14 protein-coding genes and 1 tRNA gene are annotated in these 16,514 nt (G+C 71.0%); 4 read left to right on the forward strand and 11 right to left on the reverse strand.

Annotated elements, in window-relative coordinates; translation table 11 throughout:
* The first annotated feature begins 3 nt into the window (after positions 1-3).
* Positions 4-1,065, forward strand: coding sequence for a phenylacetaldoxime dehydratase family protein (locus ACM9LD_RS13280; protein ID WP_415677114.1), 1,062 nt, complete (start codon positions 4-6; stop codon positions 1,063-1,065).
* On the opposite strand, the gene ACM9LD_RS13285 is transcribed toward ACM9LD_RS13280, so the two are convergent.
* From ACM9LD_RS13285 to ACM9LD_RS13320, 8 genes are all read right to left on the reverse strand, one after another.
* Complete coding sequence (locus ACM9LD_RS13285) at positions 1,049-2,947, reverse strand: alpha/beta fold hydrolase (RefSeq protein ID WP_415677115.1); 1,899 nt, start codon at positions 2,945-2,947, stop codon at positions 1,049-1,051. The genes ACM9LD_RS13280 and ACM9LD_RS13285 overlap by 17 nt on opposite strands.
* A gap of 84 nt (positions 2,948-3,031) precedes the next feature.
* On the reverse strand, positions 3,032-4,216 hold the full coding sequence (locus ACM9LD_RS13290; protein WP_415677116.1) for an alpha/beta hydrolase family protein: 1,185 nt from the start codon (positions 4,214-4,216) through the stop codon (positions 3,032-3,034).
* A gap of 86 nt (positions 4,217-4,302) precedes the next feature.
* A complete protein-coding gene (locus tag ACM9LD_RS13295) occupies positions 4,303-4,962 on the reverse strand; it encodes a response regulator (protein ID WP_415677117.1) in 660 nt (219 codons plus the stop codon).
* On the reverse strand, positions 4,955-6,580 hold the full coding sequence (locus ACM9LD_RS13300; protein ID WP_415677118.1) for a sensor histidine kinase: 1,626 nt from the start codon (positions 6,578-6,580) through the stop codon (positions 4,955-4,957). The genes ACM9LD_RS13295 and ACM9LD_RS13300 overlap by 8 nt, the downstream gene beginning before the upstream one ends.
* A gap of 28 nt (positions 6,581-6,608) precedes the next feature.
* Positions 6,609-7,979 carry a CitMHS family transporter gene (locus ACM9LD_RS13305; RefSeq protein WP_415677119.1) on the reverse strand — a complete coding sequence of 457 codons (1,371 nt, stop codon included), beginning with the start codon at positions 7,977-7,979 and terminating at the stop codon, positions 6,609-6,611.
* Between the two features lie 121 nt (positions 7,980-8,100).
* Entirely contained in the window at positions 8,101-9,795 is a 1,695-nt protein-coding gene (locus ACM9LD_RS13310; RefSeq protein ID WP_415677120.1) for a redoxin domain-containing protein, read from the reverse strand.
* A gap of 1 nt (position 9,796) precedes the next feature.
* Positions 9,797-10,069: a hypothetical protein gene (locus ACM9LD_RS13315; protein WP_068526402.1), complete on the reverse strand. Its 273-nt coding sequence runs from the start codon at positions 10,067-10,069 to the stop codon at positions 9,797-9,799.
* A 133-nt stretch (positions 10,070-10,202) separates the two neighbouring features.
* Positions 10,203-10,276 (reverse strand) — tRNA-Arg (locus tag ACM9LD_RS13320).
* Positions 10,277-10,384: 108 nt separating this feature from the next.
* Here ACM9LD_RS13320 and ACM9LD_RS13325 point away from each other — a divergent pair.
* Together ACM9LD_RS13325 and ACM9LD_RS13330 are read left to right on the forward strand one after the other, a co-directional pair.
* The gene (locus ACM9LD_RS13325; RefSeq protein ID WP_415677121.1) at positions 10,385-10,918 is read left to right on the forward strand and encodes a PadR family transcriptional regulator; all 534 of its coding nucleotides are present in this window, start codon (positions 10,385-10,387) and stop codon (positions 10,916-10,918) included.
* Between the two features lie 50 nt (positions 10,919-10,968).
* Positions 10,969-12,999 carry an oxidoreductase gene (locus tag ACM9LD_RS13330; protein ID WP_415677122.1) on the forward strand — a complete coding sequence of 677 codons (2,031 nt, stop codon included), beginning with the start codon at positions 10,969-10,971 and terminating at the stop codon, positions 12,997-12,999.
* Here the strand turns inward: ACM9LD_RS13330 and ACM9LD_RS13335 are convergent.
* Both ACM9LD_RS13335 and ACM9LD_RS13340 read right to left on the reverse strand, forming a co-directional pair.
* Entirely contained in the window at positions 12,996-13,397 is a 402-nt protein-coding gene (locus ACM9LD_RS13335; protein ID WP_415677123.1) for a PPOX class F420-dependent oxidoreductase, read from the reverse strand. The genes ACM9LD_RS13330 and ACM9LD_RS13335 overlap by 4 nt on opposite strands.
* Entirely contained in the window at positions 13,394-13,852 is a 459-nt protein-coding gene (locus ACM9LD_RS13340; protein ID WP_415677124.1) for a DoxX family protein, read from the reverse strand. Before ACM9LD_RS13340 ends, ACM9LD_RS13335 begins: the two co-directional genes overlap by 4 nt.
* A 188-nt stretch (positions 13,853-14,040) precedes the next feature.
* On the opposite strand from ACM9LD_RS13340, the gene cmrA reads away from it, so the two are divergent.
* Positions 14,041-14,847: a mycolate reductase gene (gene cmrA / locus ACM9LD_RS13345; RefSeq protein ID WP_068742620.1), complete on the forward strand. Its 807-nt coding sequence runs from the start codon at positions 14,041-14,043 to the stop codon at positions 14,845-14,847.
* A gap of 97 nt (positions 14,848-14,944) precedes the next feature.
* Here the strand turns inward: cmrA and ACM9LD_RS13350 are convergent, their stop codons facing one another.
* Positions 14,945-16,492 (reverse strand): helicase HerA-like domain-containing protein, encoded by a 1,548-nt coding sequence (locus ACM9LD_RS13350; RefSeq protein ID WP_415677125.1) that lies wholly within the window; start codon positions 16,490-16,492, stop codon positions 14,945-14,947.
* Positions 16,493-16,514: the final 22 nt, after the last annotated feature.

Raw genomic sequence — 16,514 nt, forward strand, 5'->3', positions numbered from 1 at the left:
ACGATGAGCACAGCCGAGCAGCCGCCGTCCATCGAGTCGGCCATCCCGCCCCACCTCCTGGACCCCGCGCGCCGGCCCAAGCACCGCCCCGGCACGTACACCCCGCCGTACCCGTCGTTCTCGGCACGGTTCGATCAGAAGGTCACCGCGGTGGTCATGGCGTACCTGGGGGTGCAGGCCCGCGATCCCTCCGACCCGCGCCTGGTCGGCGAACTCGGCGCCCTGCGGGAGGCGCTCGCCCGGGAAGACGGCCCAGTCTCCTGGGACCGCGCCGCGTACACCGACGCGGAGGGCTACTACACGGTGATCAGCATCGCGTACTGGGACGATCCCGCGGCCTTCCGGGAATGGAACCGGGCGCACGGCGAGCCGTGGATCGCGCCCGGGCACCCCACGGAGGGCCTCGGGTTCTTCCTGGAACTCGTCCTGCCGTCGATCGAGCGCGTCGAGACCGTGTTCTCGGCGCCGGAGCGCCCCGAAGGCGTCGCCGGAACCGCCTACGGCTTCAGCGGGACGATCGAAGAGCACTTCTACTGGGGATCGGCACGCGACCGCCTCCCTGCCGCGCAGCGGGACCCGCTCTGGGCCGACGGCGACAGCACCCTGACGGAGACCGGGCCGGTGCGCAGCGTGGTGCTGCACCGCAACGCATGCCTCATCCGGTCCGGCCAGGACATCACCGAGACCGGACCGACCGAGCGGGAGTTCTACCTCGCCGAGGTGGAACCCGTCCTCCGCGAGGGGATGGACTTCCTCGTCGCCGAGGGAGCCACGATCGGGTGCCTCGACAACCGGTACATGACCGTGCTCGACGAGGCGGACGCCCCCACCGACCGGACCTTCGGGATGAGCTGGTGGCGCGAGCTCAGCGCCCTCGAGGAGTGGGCGGCCTCGCACCCGTCGCACCTCAGGATCTACGGCGCGGGCATGCGGCACCTGTCCGGCTTCGGCGGCGACACGCGGCTACGGCTCTACCACGAGGTCACGGTGCCGTCCGGCGCCGAGCAGCGCTTCGTGTACGCCGGCTGCCACGACCGGACCGGGGTGCTCAAGGCCGTGCGTTAGTCTCGGCGCGCCCGCCGAGGTGCTGCGCGAGGAAGCGCTCGGTCGCCCGGAACATGTCGATCGTGTTCTCCGGGTTGACGAAGCCGTGCCCCTCGTCGGCCTTGATCATGTACTCCACCTCGACGCCGCGGGCCCGGAGCGCCTCCACCAGGTTGTCGGACTCGGCCTGCACCACGCGAGGATCGTTCGCGCCCTGGACGACGAGGAGCGGGGTGCGGATCTCGTCGACCTTCGTGATCGGCGAGCGGGCGAGCATGTCGGCCAATTGATCCGGATCCGACGGGTCACCCACGTACCGGAACCAGTTGTTGGCCAGGTACGGCCGCGCGATCTCGGGCAGCGTCGCCATGAAGTTCGGCAGGCTCGAGATGCCGACGTAGTCGATGGCGGCGGCGAAGACGTCGGGGGTGAACGTGACGCCGACCAGCGTCGCGTAGCCGCCGTAGGAGCCGCCGAAGATCCCGAGCCGCGCCGGGTCGGCGATGCCCTCCGCCACGGCCCACTCGACGGCGTCGATGAGGTCGTCGTGCATCGTGCCGGCGAGTTCGCCGATGCCCGCCTGCATGTGCGCTTTGCCGTAGCCCGTGGAGCCGCGGAAGTTGACCTGCAGCACCGCGTAGCCGCGGTTCGCCAGGAGCTGCACCTCGCCGTGATAGCCCCAGGTGTCGCGGAACCACGGGCCGCCGTGCACGAGCAGCACGAGGGGCAGGCCGACGGGGTCGACGCCCTGCGGCAGGGTGAGGTACGAGGGCAGCGCACGCCCGTCGCGCGCCGTGATGGTGACCGGCTCCATCGGCGCGAGCGCGGCCGGATCGAGGTGCGGGAACGGGCGGAAGAGCAGCCGCGACTCCCCGGTGCGGTGGTCGTAGAGGTAGGTCGCGCCGGGGTCGCGGTCGTGCACGAACGAGACCACCCAGCGGTTCCCGTCGAGATCGGAGGTCAGGGCGCCGATGTCGCCGTCCGACAGGCCGCGCAGGGCGTCGAGCACCTCTCCGAAGCGCGGGTCCAGCACCCGGATCTCCTGGCGCTCACCGAGGTAGCGCACGCCGAGCAGTGCGCCGGTCCTCGGGTCGACGATGAGGGGCTGCGGCATCGTGGGTGCGACGAGGCCGGTGGTGTCGAGGTCCAGTGATGGGTGCGCCGCGACCTCCGTCTCCTCCCCCGTCACGCCGTCCAGGTGGACAACGCGCGTGCGGTCGGTGCCGCGGTTCGATCCGAGCCACAGGCCACCGTCGGGCGAGGGCACGATGGGGAAGACGCCCAGCGGGTAGTCGATGCCGTCGAACGCCGCGATGGGGCGCAGCTCCCGCGCCTCGGTGTCCCAGCGACAGATCGCGATCGCGCCCTCCGGGTCCTGGGTGGAGGCGAACAAGGTGCCGTCGGCGCCGTACACCCACCCGGCGACGTTGCCCGGATTGCGCTCGATCTCGGTCAGCGCGCCGGTGGCGATGTCGAGCTCGAAGACGTCGAACTCGTCGACCTTGCGGGAATTCGTGGAGATGATCGCGATGCCGGGGCGGGCGATCGGCAGGTCCATGAGGAAGGTGGTCGAACCGTCGAAGGGGGTGAGGTCGACGGCGGGCGCGTCCGGGTCGTCGAGGTCGGCGCGCATCAGGTGCCAGCGCTCATCGCCGCCGTTGTCCTGCAGGTAGATCAGCCAGCGCGGGTCGGTGGTCCAGGAGAACATCTGCACGCTGCGGGTCGCGTCCGCGGTCACGCGCCGGGCCGGCGCGTCACCGTCGAGATCCTCGACCCAGACGTTCAGGCGGTCGTTCGACGGTGCGAGGAAGGCGATCCGGGTGCCGTCGGGCGAGATCTTCGCGGCGGCGCGGACGGGCGACGAGAAGAACTCCTCGACGGTGATGAGGGTCGGCAACGGCATGGTGGTGCTCCTTTCGGCGGGTGCCTCCAGGAGAAACCATGCCGTCGCGGCACGGTCAAGCGCCGCCGCCGCGCAGCCGCAGGATCAGGCGAAGACCCGGGCGAGGAAGGGCGTCGAGTCCTTCATGGATTCGAGGACGGCGCCGCTGTGGTCGGCGTTCGGGTACTGGTGCAGCTCGACGGTGGTGCCGCTCTTCTTCAGCGCGGCGGCGAGGGCGATGGAGGACTGGACGGGGACGTCGGTGTCCTTGAGACCGACGCCGAGGAACACCGGCCGGTCGTAGCCCGACGTGGGGGTACCCATGTACCGGTCGAGCGCCGCGCTCGCGCCGGGCACCGTACTGACCTTCGCGGTGAGGAAGTCCGTCGGCTTCTGCCCGGCGAGGGTCGTGCTGAGCTGCGCGTAGCACTGCACCTCCGCCTTGGCGGCGGCGGTCTTGCCGCGCGGGGTGAGGACCGAGTCGAAGTCCACGCCGGGGTTCGCCTCGCGGACCCCCGCCAGGATGTAGGCGGTGTACGACGTCGCGGCGGAGCTGAGTCCGCCGGGCAGACCGCTCTCGGGCCCGACGTTCTTCACGACCTCTTCGATCTTGAACGGTGTGCCCGTGGCGACCACGCCGCGGTAGTCGAGGCCGCTTCCGGCGCTGAACTCGGTCGCCCACCGCGCGCTGTTGACGGCGGCGCCGCCGCCCTGCGACTGGCCGACGATCGCCCACTTCTTCGACAGGTTCAGCGAGCGGTCCTGGTGCGCGGAGACCACTGAGTCGACCACGTTGTGCGCGGTCGAAACGCTGTTCAGGTAGCTCATGAGGCCCGGCGTCCCGAGGCCCGCGTAGTCCGAGGCGACGATCGCGTAGCCCTGCGAGAGCCAGTGCCCGAGGTACTCGCGGTCGCGGGCGGAGCGGGGATTGGCCGACGGCGCGCAGGTGTCACCGAGCCCGACGGTGCCGTGCGCCCACGCGATGACCGGCCAGCCGCCGGCGGGCGCGGCACCCTTCGGCACGAAGACCGCACCGGTGCTGGTGGCGGGCTTGCCGTGCTGGTCTGTCGTGGAGTAGAGCACCCGCTTGGCCGTCCCCGCGCCGGGGATGGAGAGCGCGGGATCGAGGTCCACGGACCGGATCTGCTGGCCGCCCTTCGCGGGGATCGGCCCGGCGTAGTTCGCGACGTCGAGGCCCGACCAGTTCGGCGCAGCGCCTGCCGGGGCGAGGAACAGCCCGGATCCGACGAGTGCGGTGATGCCGGCGAGCGCGAACCGAGTGATTCTCATGGCTACGGACTCTAGCGCCACAGGGGACGCGGCACCGCGGAGTCCGCCGATCCGCTCGCAGGGCGCCACGTCGTGCGGAAGGCGGCTCAGCTCAGCGTGTACCGCTGTCTCGGCCGGCCGGTGGCGCCGTACTGCAACGCCATCGTCAGCGTGCCCTCCCGGACCAGTTCCGCGAGGTACCGGCGGGCGGTCGCCGGAGAGACCCCGACCTCCGCGGCGATGTCGTCCGCGAGCATCGGACCGTCGGCGGTGCGCAGCGCGTCGACGATCCGCCGCTCGGTGACCGAGCCGCCCTCGTCGCGGCGCGGGGCGGGCCGTTCACTCCGCAGCACCGAGGTCGCGGCGTCGACCTGCTCCTGGGTGACCTCACCGGCGCCGAGGATCCGGCGATACGTGGTGTACGCGCCGAGCCTGCGGGCGAGCTCCGTCGTCGCGAAGGGCTTGATGAGGTACTGCAGCGCCCCCGCGGCGAGGCCCGCCCGGACGCTGGCGGCGTCGTCCGCGGCGCCGAGGATGAAGGCGTCGCACCGCATCTCGCGGACCAGCTCGATGCCGGAGCCGTCCGGCAGGTAGACGTCGACCAGGGCGAGGTCGACCCGGTCCCGCTCGAGAACGGCCCGCGCCTCCGACAGCGTGCGCGCGGAGCCCGCCGTGGTGAGGCCGACCATGGCGTCGACGATCTTCGCGTGCATCGCGGCCACCCGGAAGTCGTCGTCGACCACGAGGATCCGCAGGTCGTCAGGCATCGTCGCGCACCCCTTCGGGCAGTGTGGCCATCACGGTGGTGGGCTCCCCGTCGCCGCCCCGGGCGACCACGGTCACGTCTCCCCCGTGCCCGCGGGCGACCTGCCGGGCGATGACCAGCCCGAGTCCGCGCCCGCCGGGCACCGTCGGGTCGGTGCGGGTGCTGACGCCCTCGACGAACGGGTCGTCGACGGCGAAGCCCGGGCCGCTGTCGACGACGATGATCGCGAGGTCGTCGCCGTCGCGGAGCACGTCGAGTTCCACCTCCCGCGGTTCGGGGCCGTCGCCCGCGGCATCGATGGCGTTGTCGAGGAGGTTGCCGACGAGCGTGGTGGTGTCGACGGGGTGCGTGAGCACGCCGACGAGCGCGGTGTCGGCGCCGACGCGCAGGACGACGCCCCGCTCGCGGGCCCGCGCCGCCTTGGCGGAGACGAAGGCCCGCAGGTGCGGCTCGTCGAGGCGGTCCAGGCCGGGGACCGGGAGGACGCCTGCCCGGCCGGCGATCTCGTCGAGGTAGGCGAGGGCCTCGTCGGTGCGGCCGTCGCGGAGCAGCCCCGCGACGACGTGCACCCGGTTCGCGGACTCGTGCCGCTGCGCCCGCAGTGCCGCGCTCATCGCCTGCACCGAATCGAGCTCGCGGGTGAGCGCCTCGACGTCCGTGCGGTCGACGGCGGTGAGGACGGTGCCCAGGTCGGTATCGCCGCGATGGACCCGCCGCGAGGCGACGAGGACGACCCGCTCGTTCACGGCGGCGGCGACGGGCACCTCGGTGGGCGTGGCGACGACGGCCGCGACCCGGTCCGTGAGCCCGAGGCCGGCGAGCGGGGTGCCCGCCGCAGCGGTGACGCCGAGCAGTTCGCGGGCGCGATCGTTGATCACCCGGGCGATGCCGTGCGCGTCGATGGCGATCACGCCCTCCGAGCCCGAATACAGCACGGCGTTCTGCTCGCGGATGAGCTCGGCCATCTCCTCCGGCTCGAGGCCCAGGGTGAGGCGGCGCCACCGTCGGGCCAGGAGGCCGGAACCGACGACCCCGACGGCGAGCGCGAGCGCGGCCAGGCCCACGAGCAGGAGCAGCGTGCGCCGGGCCGCCTCGGCCACGGTCTCGGTGGAGATGCCGACGCTGACCAGGCCGACGACCGCACCGTCGTTGCCGAGCACCGGCGCCTTGGCGCGAACGGAATCGCCGAGGGTGCCCCGCTGCTGGATCACCTCGATCTCGCCGCCCAGGGCGGTGGACGGGTCCGTACTCAACGGCGCCCCGAGCTGGGTGGGATCCGGATGGGCGATGCGGTAGCCCGCGTCGTCGGCGATCACCACGAAGAGGACGCCCGTGCGCTCGGTGATGGCGGCCGCCTGGCGCTGGAGCGGCGCGGCGGCGAGTTCCTGCTGGGTGGCCGGGTGACCCGCGCGGCGCGCCGCCGACTGGGCCGCGGCGCCCGCGCGGACATCGGTGTCGGACGCGACCGTCTCGGCGATCGCCTCGGCCCGGTGGCCGTACTCGGTGCGGGTGTCGGCGTCCACGCGATGCAGGACGATGCCGAAGCCGGCGGCGAGGCTGACGATGATGATCACCACCTGGAGCAGGAGGATCTGCGTGCGCAGCCGGATCCCGGGCATCGGCTCAGCCTAGCCATCCGAGCCGCGCTCAGAAGGGGATCTGGCCGAGGAGGACACCGACCACGAGCATGACGATCGAGACGACGAAGGCGCGCCACAGCACCTTCTTGTGATGATCCGCCAGGCCGACGCCCGCGAGCGCGACGAGCAGCAGGATGGCCGGCACCAGCGGGCTCTGCATGTGGAAGGGCTGCCCGGTGATCGACGCGCGGGCCATCTCGGCGGCACTGATCCCGTAGTGGCTCGCCGTCTCGGAGAGCACGGGCAGGATGCCGAAGTAGAAGGCGTCGTTGGACATCAGGAACGTGAAGGGGATCGACAGGATCCCGGTGATGACGGCCAGGTGCGGCCCCATCGACGACGGGATGATGCCGGTGACCCACGCGGCGACGGCGTCCACCATGCCGGTGCCCTTGAAGACGCCGGTGAGAACCGCTGCGGCGAAGACCATCCCGACGACCGAGACGATGGACTTCGAGTGCCGGGTGATGGCCTCCTGCTGATCGGCGACCTGCGGGAAGTTGACGGCGAGCGCGATCGCGGCGGCGATCATGAACAGCACGGGGATCGGCAGCAGGTCCAGCGTGAGCACCGACAGCAGGGCGACCGTGAGACCGGCGTTGAACCACATCAGCTTCGGGTTGCCGTGCGCACCGGTGACCGCGGTCAGGGCGCTGTCGCCGGTGCCGCCGGTGGGCGGAACGGGTGCGTCGGTGCCGCCGTCGCCCCCGACGGTGCCGCCGGTGGCGCCCGCGCCGGCGAGGACGCGCTCGCGGATCACGATGCTGCCGAGCCGCTTGCGCTCCATGAGCCCGAGGTGCCAGGCGAAGGCGAGGACGACGACCATGCCCGCGATCAGCGACGGGATCATCGGGACGAAGACCTCGGACGGCGAGATCTTCAGCGCCGCAGCGGCCCGGGCGGTGGGGCCGCCCCAGGGGAGGATGTTCATGGTGCCGTTGGCGAGACCCGCGACCACGGTGAGCACGACGGGGCTGACGCCGAGCTTGAGGTAGAGCGGCAGCAGCGCGGAGGTGGTGACGATGAACGTGGTGGAGCCGTCACCGTCGAGCGAGACGACGCCCGCCAGGACGGCGGTGCCGAGCACGAGCTTGGCGGGGTCCTCCCCGACGACGCGGACCACGGCCCGCACGACCGGGTCGAAGAGCCCGACGTCGATCATCACGCCGAAGAAGATGATGGCGAAGAAGAGCATCGCGGCGGTGGGCGCGAGGTCCTCGATGCCGCCGGTGATCATCTTGCCGATGCCCGTGCCGGCGCCGGCCAGTAGGCCGAAGATCACCGGGACGGCGATCAGCGCGACGATGGGCGTCGCGCGGCGGGTCATGATGACGACCATGAACGCCGCGACCATGGTCAGTCCCAGGACTGTCAGCATGGGGTTTCTCCTCGTGGATGAGTGATCGGGGTAACACGAGGAGCATGCGGGTGACGGCGTTCACAGCGCGCTCTTGTGCGTGTTAGTCGCCCTTTTGCGCGTTTCGCGCGACCGGTGTCGGTCAGCCGAACGTGAACGAGTAGGCGGTCAGGCCGGGACTGAGGGCGACGGTGACGGTGCCCGCCCCGGAGGCCGGGCGGTCGACGACGGTGCGGATGTCGGGCGGACCGTCGACGGGGATGGTGCGCGTCGCGCCGCCCTCGGTGACGGTGAGCGTGCCGGTGCCGCCGACGTCGAGGTGGACGCGCTGCGCCGTGTATGCGAGCGTGAGGACGGCGCGCTCCCCCGCGCGGATGTCCTCGGGACCGATGGTCCAGGTTCCGTCGAGGGCGAAGGTGTTGGGCTGCACGGTCTCCGGGACGGCGAACGCGCGGGTGCCGACCTCGTAGTCGCCGGGGCCGCCGTAGCCCTGCTGCTTCTCGGCGCCGAGGTAGAGCTCGGGGGTGCGGTCCTTGTTGCGGGGCGTGGTGTCGGGGACGTCGGTCGCGGGCGGAAGGGTCGCGCCGGGGTGCGCGGCGAGCAGGAGCGAGCGGATGGCGGTCTCCGCCTTGTCGTAGTGCCCCTCGCCGAGGGTGACGAGCCGGATGGTCCCGGCGGCGTCGACGAGGTAGCCCGCGGGCCAGGCCACATTGCGGTAGGCGCTCCACGTGGCGGTGCGGTTGTCGACGGCGATCGGGAAGGTCAGGCCCAGCTTGCGTGCGCCCGCGGTGACGTTGCCGACGTCGTGCTCGAAGGCGTACTCGGGCGTGTGCACGCCGATCACCTCGAAGCCGAGGTCGCGGTAGGTCTTCCACCACGCCTCGGCGTGCGGGAGCTCGCGCTGGCAATTGATGCACGAGTACGCCCAAAAATCGATGAGGACGACCTTGCCATGCAGGCCCGCCATCGTGCGCGCTGTGCCGCCGAGCCAGGGGTCGATACCGGCGAACTCCGGCGCCGGCCCGCAGTCGGCGAGCTGCGCCGTCCCGGTGAACGCGGCCTGCTGGCACTGCTGGAGGGAGCCCGTGCCCGTGGCCCGCGGGGCGATCGCCGCGGCGCCGAGCCGGTCGCCGACGGCCTGCGTGTAATCGGGCACCCGGCGCTGGATGAGATCGGTGACGCCGAGTGCGAGAGCGACCGCGAGGGCGATGACGAGGACGCCGCCGACGGCGCGGATCGCCCGCTGGCGCCGCTGCAGCGCGCGCACCCGGTCGGCCAGGCGGTGGCCGGCGAGGGCGATGGCGAGCAGCGGGATCGCGGTGCCGACGGCGAACGCCGCGGTGAGGACCAGCGTGCGCGGTCCGATCGTGTCGGTGGCCCCCGCCAGCGCGATCGCCGCGAGCACCGGTCCGGCGCACGGCACGTAGACCGCGCCGAGGGCGACGCCGAGCACGAAGCCGCCCGCGGCACCGTCGCCCTGGAGGCCCGGGACGCGCTGCGGCAGGCGCGCGAAGGGCCGTTCGAGCAGGCGCTCCAACGGCGGCACCAGCATCGCCACGCCGAGCAGGAGCAACGCCCCGATCCCCACCCACCGGATCAGGCCCGCGGGCAGGTGCAGCAGCGAGAGGACGACGGCGCCGAACAGCGTGAACAGCGAGAAGCTCAGCACCGGGCCGGCGACGATCGCGACCGGCCGGGCGCGCGAGGTGCGGGCACCGTCGGCCCCGGTCCCGGCGCTGCCGAGCAGGACGACCGGCAGGACCGGGAGCACGCACGGGGAGACTCCCGCGAGGACGCCGCCGACGAGGCCGACCAGCGGGAGCGCGAGCTCGCTCACGTCACCAGGTGGTCCCGTTCATGCCGGGGATCACGCAGTGCCCCCACTTGTCGACGCGGCCGATGATCATCATGTCGTAGCCCGTGCACGAGGAGTTGACCTTCGCGCAGGTGCGGATCGTGGTGATCACCTTGTTCTCACCGGGTTTGCCGCACGTCGACCCGACCGGGGGCGGCGCCGGGGTGGGATCGGCGGAGGCCGCTCCCGCCCCGCCTCCACCGAACAGGGCGACCGCGCAGGCCGCCACCGCGAATGTTCGTACTGTCCGCTTCATCGAGCACCTCCTTGTGAGGCCCCCACGTCAGTCCCGATCGTAACGCCGCGCACCCGCGCGTGGACACCCCATTTCGCCCGATATTTGCAGGTCAGATCGTGTACGCGTACGCGCGGTCCGGCGCGGTTCCGAGCGCCCCCGGCAGGAATCGAACCTGCGACATTCGGATTAGAAGGCCGATGCTCTATCCAACTGAGCTACGGAGGCAGTGGTGCGGTGGACATCTTATCGGCACCGTCGCGAGCGTCCGAGTTGTGCATACACGCGCATTGCAACTTGTTGCATATTTGCGTTCTCCCCGGTAGCGTCGCGGGCGTGGCCCTCGAACACGCACTGCTCGTCTCCCTGAGCGAGCGCTCGGGCACCGGGTACCAGCTCACCCGGCGCTTCGACCGCTCGATCGGGCACTGGTGGCGGGCCTCGCACCAGCAGATCTACAAGACACTGGCGCGGATGACCGAGAACGGCCTCGTGACCTACGTCGAACAGGCGCAGGACGGCAAGCCGGACAAGAAGGTCTACTCGATCACCGACGCCGGTCGGAAGACGCTCTCCGAGTGGATCCGCACGCCCGGCAAGGACGCCACGGACCGGCGCGAGTTGGCCACCAAGATCCGCGGGGCGGCACCGTCGGACCTGGCCGACCTGATGGCCGAGGTCCGACGCGTGCGCGATCTGCACGCCGAGCGGGCGGAGCTCTTCCGCAGCCTCGAGGCCCGCGACTACCCCGAGCCCACCACGCTCACCGGCACGGACCTGCAGCAGCACCTTGTGCTGCGCGGGGGCGTGTACTCCGAACAGGGCACCGTCGACTGGCTCGACGAAGTGCTCGCTGCCCTCACCCCCTGAACCAGCCCTCCCCATCAGCCCGGACGATCAGCCGAATGAAGGATCAGCCCATGTCAGCGAAGTACCCCCACCTCTTCGAGCCCCTCGACCTCGGCCACACGACGCTGAAGAACCGCGTCGTGATGGGCTCCATGCACACCGGCCTCGAGGACATGCCGTGGGACATCGGCAAGCTCGCGGCCTACTTCGCCGCGCGCGCCAAGGGCGGCGTCGGCCTCATCATCACCGGCGGCTACTCCCCCAACATCACCGGCTGGCTGCTGCCGGCCGGCGCGAAGATGTCGTCGCCGATCGACTCCCTTCTGCACAAGCGGGTGACGGACGCGGTGCACAAGGAGGGCGGCAAGATCGCGATGCAGCTGCTGCACGCGGGCCGCTACTCCTACAACCCGCTCAGCGCCTCCGCCAGCGCGATCAAGGCGCCGATCAACCCGTTCAAGCCCCGCGCCATGTCGGGCTTCGAGGTGCGCAAGACCATCCGCGACTTCGGCAACGCGGCTCGCACCGCGCAGAAGGCCGGCTACGACGGCGTCGAGGTGATGGGCGGCGAGGGCTACCTGATCAATCAGTTCCTGGCTGCGCACACCAACAAGCGCACCGACGAGTGGGGCGGCTCCGCCGAGAACCGGCAGCGGTTCCCCATCGAGATAGTGCGGGAGATCCGCAAGCGCTGCGGCAAGGACTTCATCGTCGTCTTCCGGCTGTCGATGGCGGACTTCGTCCCCGACGGCCAGACCCGCGACGAGATCCTCTCCCTGGCGCACAAGCTCGAGGACGCCGGCGTGGACATCCTCAACACGGACATCGGCTGGCACGAGGCGCGCGTCCCCACGATCGTGACCTCGGTCCCCCGGGCGGCCTTCGCGGCGTTCACCGCCGACGTGACCCGCGCCGTGAACATCCCCGTGTGCGCGGCGAACCGGATCAACATGCCCGCCACCGCCGAGGAACTGCTCGAGCGCGGTGACGCCCAGCTCGTGCAGATCGCCCGTCCGCTGCTCGCCGATCCCGAGTGGGCGAACAAGGCGCGCGACGAGCGCGCCGAGGAGATCAACACCTGCATCGGCTGCAACCAGGCCTGCCTCGACCACGCCTTCGTGCACAAGAAGGTCTCGTGCCTGGTGAACCCGCGTGCCGGCCGCGAGACGGACCTCGTGCTCGCGCCGACCCGCGCCGCCAAGCGCGTTGCCGTGGTCGGTGCCGGGCCCGCCGGGCTCTCCGCCGCCGTCAGCGCCGCCGAATGCGGCCACAAGGTGGACCTCTTCGAGGCGAGCGATCACATCGGCGGCCAGTTCGGCTACGCCGCGAAGATCCCCGGCAAGGAGGAGTTCAACGAGACCATCCGGTACTTCACCACGATGCTGGACCGGAACCAGGTGACCGTGCACCTGAACACGCAGGCCACCGTCGACGACCTGGCCGGCAAGTTCGACGAGGTGATCATCGCGACCGGCGTCGTGCCGCGCGTCCCGTCCTTCCCCGGCGTCGACCACCCGAAGGTGATCACCTACGCCGAGGCGATCAGCGGCGCCAAGGAGATCGGCGACACCGTCGCGATCATGGGCGCCGGCGGCATCGGCTTCGACGTGGCCGAGTTCGTCACCACCGACAAATCCCCCACCCTGCACCTCGACGAGTGGAACGCCGAGTGGGGCGTCACCCGCCAGGGCGACGTGCCCGGCTTCATCACCAAGCCCGCCCCCGCACCGTCGACCCGCTCGAAGGTGTACATGCTGCAGCGCAAGAGCACCCCGCAGGGCATCGGCCTCGGCAAGACCACGGGCTGGGTGCACCGCGCGACGGTGAAGATGAAGGGCGTCGAGCAGCTGCGCGGTGTGAACTACGAGAAGGTCGACGACGCGGGCCTGCACATCACCTTCGGCGAGGAGCGCAAGGACGCGCGGGTGCTCGACGTGGAGACCGTGATCCTGTGCACCGGCCAGGAATCGGTGCGCGACCTCGACGCGGCGCTCGCGGACCGCGGCGTCAAGGCGCACGTCATCGGCGGCGCCGCGCTGGCCGCCGAGCTCGATGCGAAGCGGGCGATCCGTCAGGGCACCGAGCTCGCGGCCTCGCTCTAGCCCCGAAGGGCGTTGCCGCTGAACCGGGTGGGGCGGATCGCGATCTTGACGCGATCCGCCGCATCCGGCGGCACGACCGAGCCCTGGCCGTACCGCTCGGCGAGGCGGGTGTAGAGCGAGCCCGTGGGGTCGGGCTCGATCCGGTCGAGCTCACCCCGGATCTCCAGGTAGCCGTACGGATTCCCTTCCGGCAGGATCGAGATCGCCACGCGCGGCTCGTGCTGGAGATTCCGGAACTTCTGCCGGAAGTCGGTGTGCGTGAACCAGATCAGCCCGTCCTCGAAGAGGAACCACATCGGGTTGACCTGCGGGCCACCGTCCGGGCGGACCGTCGCGAGGTCGACGACGAGGGCCTGATCGAGGAGTTCGCGGGCGGCTTCGGGGATGTCTGCGGTCATACCGCCGACTCTGCCGCATCCTTCTCGCCGGCGCGATCCGACGGCGCCTTTCCCTCATCCTGATCCCCGGCCCACAGGCGGCCGATCACGGCGTCGACGCTGATCGGCCCGGGGCCGGTGAACGCGAAGAGCAGGAGCACCCAGCAGTAGAGGACCGAGAGCTCGCCGTCGTTGGCGAGGGGCGAGAGCCCGTCGCCGGCGTGGAAGGCGAAGTACGCGTACGCCATGGAGCCGGAGGCGATGATCGCGGCCGGCCGGGTGAGGGCGCCGACGGCGATGAGGAGGCCGCCAGCGAGCTGGATCGCTGCACCCCACCAGCTCGGCCAGGCGAAGACGTCCGGGCTCGACCGGCGACCGTCGAGGAAGCCCCAGAAGGTCGCGGCGCCGTGGAGCGCGAACAGCACGCCCGTCACGATCCGGAGTGCGGACAGGTAGTACGGGGCCCAGCGGTTCATGTCTTCCACCTTCAGCTCGCGACAATGGCGAGGCTAACCTAATAGCAGTGCGGTGCGGGCGCCACTTGAAACGCATCGCCGCAGGTCCAGCGTGCGCGGAATCGCCCGACGGCACTCCACGACCAGGGCGGTCACAGTGCGATCTTCGCGATGTCGACCCGCGGGTGCCCTCCCGTACGATCTGACCCATGCCAGTACCCGCACCCCATCAGTCCGCCCGCGCCGTCGTCACCGGCGGCTCCTCCGGCATCGGTGTCGCCCTCGCGACGGAGCTCGCCCGCCGCGGCCACTCAGTCATCCTCGTCGCCCGCAGCACCGGCCCCATGGAGGAGCTGGCCGCGAAGCTGCGCGCCGAGTTCGGCGTCGAGGCCGAGGTCCGCGGCGTCGACCTCTCCGATCACGCCGCCCGCGCCGTGCTCTGCGAGGAGCTCGCCTCGCGCGAGATCTCCATCCTCTGCAACAACGCCGGTACCGCGACCTTCGGCCGCGTGATCGACCTGGACTTCGACTACGAGCGCGCGCAGCTCGAGCTCAACGCCAACGCCGTCCACGACCTCACCCTGGCGGTCCTGCCGCAGATGGTGAAGCGCGGCAACGGCGGCATCATGATCACCGGCTCGGCGGCCGGCAACATGCCGATCCCGAACAACGCCACGTACGCGGCCTCGAAGGCCTTCGCCAACACCTTCTCCGAGTCGCTGCGCGGCGAGCTGAAGAAGACCGGCGTGCACGTCACCCTGCTCGCGCCCGGCCCCGTGCGCACCGAGCTCCCCGATCCCGAGGACCGGTCCACCGTCGAGAAGGTCGTGCCCGAGTTCCTCTGGGTCAACACCGAGTACACGGCCCGCGTGACCCTGGACGCGCTCGAGAAGAACAAGATGCGCGTCGTGCCGGGCCTCCTCTCGAAGGGCATGTCCATGGCGGGCCACTACACGCCGCGCGCCATCATGGCGCCCATCGTCGGCGAGATGTACAAGAAGCTCGCGGGCAACTGACGTCCCCGGCCGCACCGGCCCCGAAACGACGAAAGTCCGGTCATCGGATCCCACGATCGTGGGGACCGATGACCGGACTTTCGTCCGTCGTGCTCGCTCAGCGGCGACGCTTGGTGCCGAAGATGCTGCGGGACAGCTCGCGACCCGCGCTCGACGCCGCGGACCGCAGGAAGGACTTCACGGCGGGGTTGCTCATCACGTCGGAGACCCAGCCGGACTCTTCCTCCTCCTTCTTGGGCGCGGGCGGAGGCGGCGGCGCCTGCTCGGCGGGCGCGTTCTCCTGCTGCGCCTGCTGCGCGTTCTGCGACAGCTTCTCGAAGGCGGAGAGGTTGTCGACGGTCTGCGCGTACTTGCCCCACAGCGGCGAGGCCTGCGCGGCCGAGCGGACGGCATCGTCGCCGATGGCGGACATCAGCGAGCGCGGGGCGCGCAACCGGGTCCACGCCACCGGCGTCGGCGCGCCCTTGTCGGAGAGCACGGTGACGATCGCCTCGCCGATGCCGAGGCTGGTCAGGGCCTCGTCGAGCTTGTAGGCGGGCGAGGTCGGGTAGGTCTTGACCGTCTTGCTCAGCGCGGCCTGGTCCTCCGGGGTGAAGGCGCGCAGCGCGTGCTGGATGCGCGCGCCGAGCTGGCTGAGCACCGGGTTCGGGATGTCAGTGGGCAGCTGCGAGCAGAAGAAGACGCCCACGCCCTTCGAGCGGATCAGCTTGACGGTCTGCTCGACCTGGTCCTTGAAGGCCTTCGACGCGTCCGCGAACAGCAGGTGCGCCTCGTCGAAGATGAAGACGAGCTTCGGCTTGTCCAGGTCGCCCGCCTCGGGCAGGTACTGGAACAGGTCGGCCAGGACCCACATGAGGAACGTGGAGAACAGCGTGGGCCGCGCGGCCTGGTCGCCCAGTTCGAAGAGGGTGACCACGCCCTGGCCGCCCGCGGTGCGCAGCAGGTCGCCCATGTCGATCTCGGGCTCGCCGAAGAAGGTGTCGCCGCCCTCGGCCTCGAGGTTGACCAGGGCCCGCAGGATCACACCGGCGGTCTGCTTGCTGACGCCGCCGATGCCCTCGAGATCGGCCTTGCCCTCGGCGGAGGTGAGGTACTGGATCACCGAGCGCAGGTCCTTCAGGTCCAGCAGCTCGAGCTGATTCTGATCGGCCCAGTGGAAGATCAGGCCGAGCGTCGACTCCTGCGTCGCGTTGAGGCCGAGCACCTTCGACAGCAGGATCGGGCCGAACGAGGAGATGGTGGCGCGAACCGGGACGCCGACGCCGTTGGTGCCGAGGGAAACGAACTCGGTGGGCACGCTGGCGGGCTTCCAGTCGTCGCCGGTGTCGGTCGCGCGCGACGCGGTCTTGTCGTTGGCCTCGCCGGGCTTGGACAGACCCGCGAGATCGCCCTTGATATCGGCGAGCACGACGGGCACGCCGTTGGCGGACAGCTGCTCGACGATGAGCTGCAGCGTCTTCGTCTTGCCGGTGCCGGTGGCGCCGGCGACGAGGCCGTGGCGGTTCATCATGGCCAGCGGGATCCGCACCTTGGCCGACGGGTCGACGGTGCCGTCCACGAGGACGGTCCCGAGCTCCAGGGCGGGCCCCGAGAATTCGTAGCCGGCGGCGATGGTCTGCGCCGGGGAGTTCGCGTTGTCAGTCACGGTGCAAACCCTAGCGTGAGAC

The sequence above is a fragment of the Tsukamurella hominis genome (assembly GCF_965137015.1).
Lineage (GTDB): Bacteria > Actinomycetota > Actinomycetes > Mycobacteriales > Mycobacteriaceae > Tsukamurella > Tsukamurella hominis.